This is a genomic window from Dietzia sp. Cai40 (assembly GCF_014145165.1).
Classification (GTDB): Bacteria; Actinomycetota; Actinomycetes; order Mycobacteriales; family Mycobacteriaceae; genus Dietzia; species Dietzia natronolimnaea.
Map to the genome: position 1 here is coordinate 1 of NZ_JAALEB010000212.1, position 4,335 is coordinate 4,335.

Consider the following 4,335-nt stretch of genomic DNA (forward strand, 5'->3'; position numbering starts at 1 on the left):
CCTCCTGCCGGTCGAGGTGGACGGGCGGACCCGGTGGGCCCTGCTCGACGGGGACACCGAGGGGCTCTCCGTGACCCCCGCGACCCCCTACGACCTGTCGGCCTCCATCGGTCACGTATCCCTGCAGGACGTGCGGATCCCGGCCGACCGGATCCTCGACGGCATCACCACGGACCTCGTCCACCAGCTCTTCGTGACCCTCGCCGCCGCGGAGGCCGCCGGGGTCGCCGACTACACGCTCACCACCGCTGTCGAGTACGCCAAGATCCGCGAACAGTTCGGCCGGACCATCGGGTCGTTCCAGTCCATCAAGCACCTGGCGGCCGACATGCTCTGCCGCACCGAGCAGATCCGCGCCCTGGCGTGGGACGCCGCGTCGGCCGCCGAGGACCTGCTCGCCGAGGACTCGGAGCTGCCCGTCGCGGCGGCGGTGGCCGGGGCCCTGGCGTTCGACAACGCCGTGCGCAATTCCCAGGACTGCATCCAGATCCTCGGCGGCATCGGCTTCACCTTCGAGCACGACGCCCACTTCTACATGCGGCGGGCGGGCGCACTGCGCCAGGCGATCGGTGGTTCGGCCCGCTGGCGGCGCTCGCTGGCCGAGCTCACCCTGGCGGGCACGCGCCGACACCTCGAGATCGACCTGACGGAGGTCGAGGGTCTGGACGCCAGGCGTGAGGAGATCAGGACCCTCGTGGCGAAGGTCGCCGCGGTGTCCGGTGACGAGCGCAAGCGGGCCCTGGCCGACACGGGCCTGTTCATGCCGCATCTGCCCGAGCCGTGGGGACTGGGGGCCTCGCCCGCCGAGCAGCTCCTCATCGACGAGGAACTCGAGTCGGCGGGCGTGACCCGGCACGAGATCACCATCGGCGGCTGGGCCGTCCCGACGATCCTCCAGGCCGCGCCCGAGCACGCCGACCTGCTGGTGCGCGGCACCATGGCCGGCGAGATCAAGTGGTGCCAGCTCTTCTCCGAGCCCGGCGCCGGTTCCGATCTCGCCGCGCTGCGCGCGACCGCCGAGAAGGTCGACGGCGGGTGGAGGATCAACGGGCAGAAGGTGTGGACGTCCCTGGCGCGCGAGGCCGACTGGGCGATGTGCCTGGCCCGCACCGATCCCGACGCCCCCAAGCACAAGGGCATCACCTACTTCCTCGTGGACATGAAGTCCGAGGGCATCCGGACCAGGCCGCTGCGCGAGATCACCGGCGAGGCACTGTTCAACGAGGTCTACCTCGAGGACCTGTTCGTCCCCGACGAGTTCCAGGTGGGCCAGGTGAACGACGGCTGGAAGATCGCCCGCACGACCCTGGCCAACGAGCGGGTGGCCATGGGCGGCGGTTCCTCCCTCGGCGACGCCGCCGAGGAGATCGTCGGCCTCATCCGCGCGGCGGGGGCGGAGGACGACGCCCTGGTGCTGGACGAGCTCGGTAAGCACGTGGCCGACGGCGTGGTGGGGAGTCTGCTCGACCTGCGCACCGCCCTGCGGACCCTCTCCGGCTCCGGCCCGGGCGCCGAGTCGTCCGTCCGCAAGATCGTGGGCGTGCGCCACCGTCAGGACATCGCCGAGTTCGGACTCGAGCTCACCGGCACCGGCGGGGTCGAGTTCACCGAGCAGGGGCGCAAGTTCCTCATGGTGCGCTGCCTGTCCATCGCCGGCGGCACGGAGCAGGTGCTGCTCAACGTGGTCGGGGAACGCATCCTCGGCCTGCCCAGGGACTGATCGAACCCGTGCCCGACCCTCTCCCGACTAAGGACTGATCTGACGTGGACTTCACCCGTACCGAGACCCAGGTCGCCGTCGCCGAGGCCGTGGCCGGGGCGCTCACCACGGCCGCCCCGGCCGATGAGCTGCTCACCGCCCTGCCCAGTCGCGGTGTCGCCGACGCCGGATACGACGAGCGACTGTGGTCGGCGTTCGCCGGATCGGGCCTGCTCTCGCTGGGCCTGCCCGCGGCGCTCGGCGGCGACGACCTCTCGGTGGCCGACATCGCCGTGGTCCTCGAGGAGGTCGGCCGGTCCGGGGTGGTGATCCCCGCTCTGGAGACCCTCGGCTTCGGCGTCCTGCCGATCGTCGCCCTCGGTACCGCGGACCAGCAGAAGGCGCTCCTCGAGGGGATCGAGGACGGTCGCATCCTCACCGCCGCCCTCACCGAACCCGGGAGCCCGCTTCCGCTCGAGCCCACCGTGCGCCTCGACGGCGGGACGATGACCGGCACCGTCACCGCGGTCCGCTACGCGGCCCAGGCCCGGTCCGTCCTGGTGCCGGTGTCCACGGCCGGGGGAGCCCCCGTCCTCGTCGTCGTCGCCCCCGACGCCCCCGGGGTCACCCTTACCCCGACCCTCGGGTCGCTCGGCGTGCCGGAGTACGCGATGCGGTTCGACGCGACGCCGGTCGACGACGACGACGTGCTCCGTGGCCCGGGGGACGGAGCGGTCCTCGACGAGTTCCGACGGCTCGTCCTGTCGGCGTGCATCGCCCACGGTGACGGCCTGGTCTCCGGCGCGTTGGACATGACCGCCGACTACCTCAAGCAGCGTGTGCAGTTCGGTAAGCCGCTCGGCTCGTTCCAGGCGGTCCAGCAGGAGCTGGCCGACGTCTACATCATCTCGCGCACGCTGCACGTGATCTCCCAGTCGGTGACCTGGCGGGTCTCGGAGGGGCTCACCGGCCCGGCCGACCGGTACGCCACCGACCCGACGATCGGTGCCTACTGGCTGGCCACCGAGGGACCACGTGCGGTGCAGATCCTGCACCACCTGCACGGCGGCGTCGGGGTGGACATCACCTACCCCATGTTCCGGTACTCCTCGGCCGTCAAGGATCTGGCCCGCTTCGTCGGCGGAGGGCAGCTGCACCTGGACGACCTCGCGTCGGCGGTGGCGTCCGACCCCGTCGAGCACGTGGCCCCCGCCTCGACCGACGCCGACGCCGGTACGGCGCCGGAGGGCACCTTCATCGACCTCACCGGGGAGCAGCGGGCGCTGCAGGCCGAGCTCCGCGAGTACTTCTCCACGCTCATCTCGCCCGAGGAGGCGGCGGACATCGCCACCACCCGCCACGGCGACACCTACGCGGAGATCATCACCCGCATGGGCCGGGACGGGTGGCTGGGCGTGGGGTGGCCCACCGAGTTCGGCGGCAAGGGATTCGGCCACATCGAACAGCTGATCTTCACCAACGAGGCCACCCGCGCCGACGTCCCGCTGCCCTCGGTCACACTGCAGACCGTGGGGCCGACCCTGCAGAAGTACGGCACCGAGCTGCAGAAGGAGAGGTTCCTGCCCGGGATCCTCGACGGCTCGATCCACTTCGCGATCGGCTACTCCGAGCCCGACGCGGGCACCGACCTCGCCGCGCTGCGGACCACCGCCAGGCGGGACGAGGCCACCGGTGACTGGATCATCAACGGGCAGAAGATGTGGACCACCGGCGGCCACCACGCCGACTACATCTGGCTGGCCGCGCGGACCGGCACCCCGGACTCGCGGCACCGCGGTCTGACCATCTTCATCGTCGACACCTCCGACCCGGGGTTCTCGTTCACCCCGATCATCACCTGCGACGGCGCCCACCACGTCAACGCCACCTACTACTCGGACGTGCGCGTCCCGGCGGACATGGTGGTGGGCGAGGTCGACGGCGGGTGGAAAATGCTCACCACCCAGCTCAACCACGAGCGCGTGATGCTGGCCCCGTCCGGTCGACCGGGCGGGTACTACGACGAGCTGGTCGGCTGGGCCCGGGGCACCGGTGCCGACGGTGTCCGTCACCTGGACCGGCCCGAGGTGCGGCGCGGGCTCGCCGAGATCTTCGCGTTCGTCCGGCTCAACGAACTGCTCAACTGGCAGGTCTCCTCGGCCGGGGAGAACCCGTCGATGGGTGACTCGGCGGCGTCCAAGGTGTTCTCCACCGAGAAGATCCAGCACGTCGGCCGGATCATCGAGGAGCTGCTCGGTCGCTTCGGCGACCCCACCGATCCCGACACCGCCAGACTCCAGCGGTGGTTCGACATGATGAACAAGCGCAACGTCGTGATCACCTTCGGGGGCGGGGTCAACGAGGTCATGCGCGAACTGACCTGCATGGGCGGCCTCGGCATGCCCCGCACCGCCCGCTGACCCGACCCCCTGTCAGCACGCCCACGACCGAACGAGAAGGCACTCATGAGTGACGAGCAGGCCGCCCGCATCCTGGCCGCCGCCGAGGAGGTCCGCGCCTCCGGCGGCAGCGCGCGCCGCGCGGGCCGCGATCCCATCAACACGCCGATGATCCGCAACTGGACCGAGGCGATCGGGGACGCCAACCCGATCTACACCGACGAGGCCGCGGCCCGC

General features: G+C 71.2%; 3 protein-coding genes and 1 pseudogene. All 4 read left to right on the forward strand.

Annotated features, from left to right (window positions below; genetic code table 11):
* The coding region (locus G6022_RS08925) for an acyl-CoA dehydrogenase family protein (protein WP_182691401.1) at positions 1-1,720 on the forward strand (1,720 nt) is incomplete at its 5' end.
* Between the two features lie 89 nt (positions 1,721-1,809).
* A pseudogene (locus G6022_RS17150) lies at positions 1,810-2,862 on the forward strand (acyl-CoA dehydrogenase family protein); the annotation flags it as partial.
* 39 nt (positions 2,863-2,901) lie between these two features.
* On the forward strand, positions 2,902-4,119 hold the full coding sequence (locus G6022_RS17155) for an acyl-CoA dehydrogenase family protein (protein ID WP_347237821.1): 1,218 nt from the start codon (positions 2,902-2,904) through the stop codon (positions 4,117-4,119).
* A gap of 45 nt (positions 4,120-4,164) precedes the next feature.
* Positions 4,165-4,335 (forward strand): MaoC family dehydratase N-terminal domain-containing protein (locus G6022_RS08935; protein ID WP_182691405.1); only part of this gene is annotated, 171 nt, incomplete at its 3' end.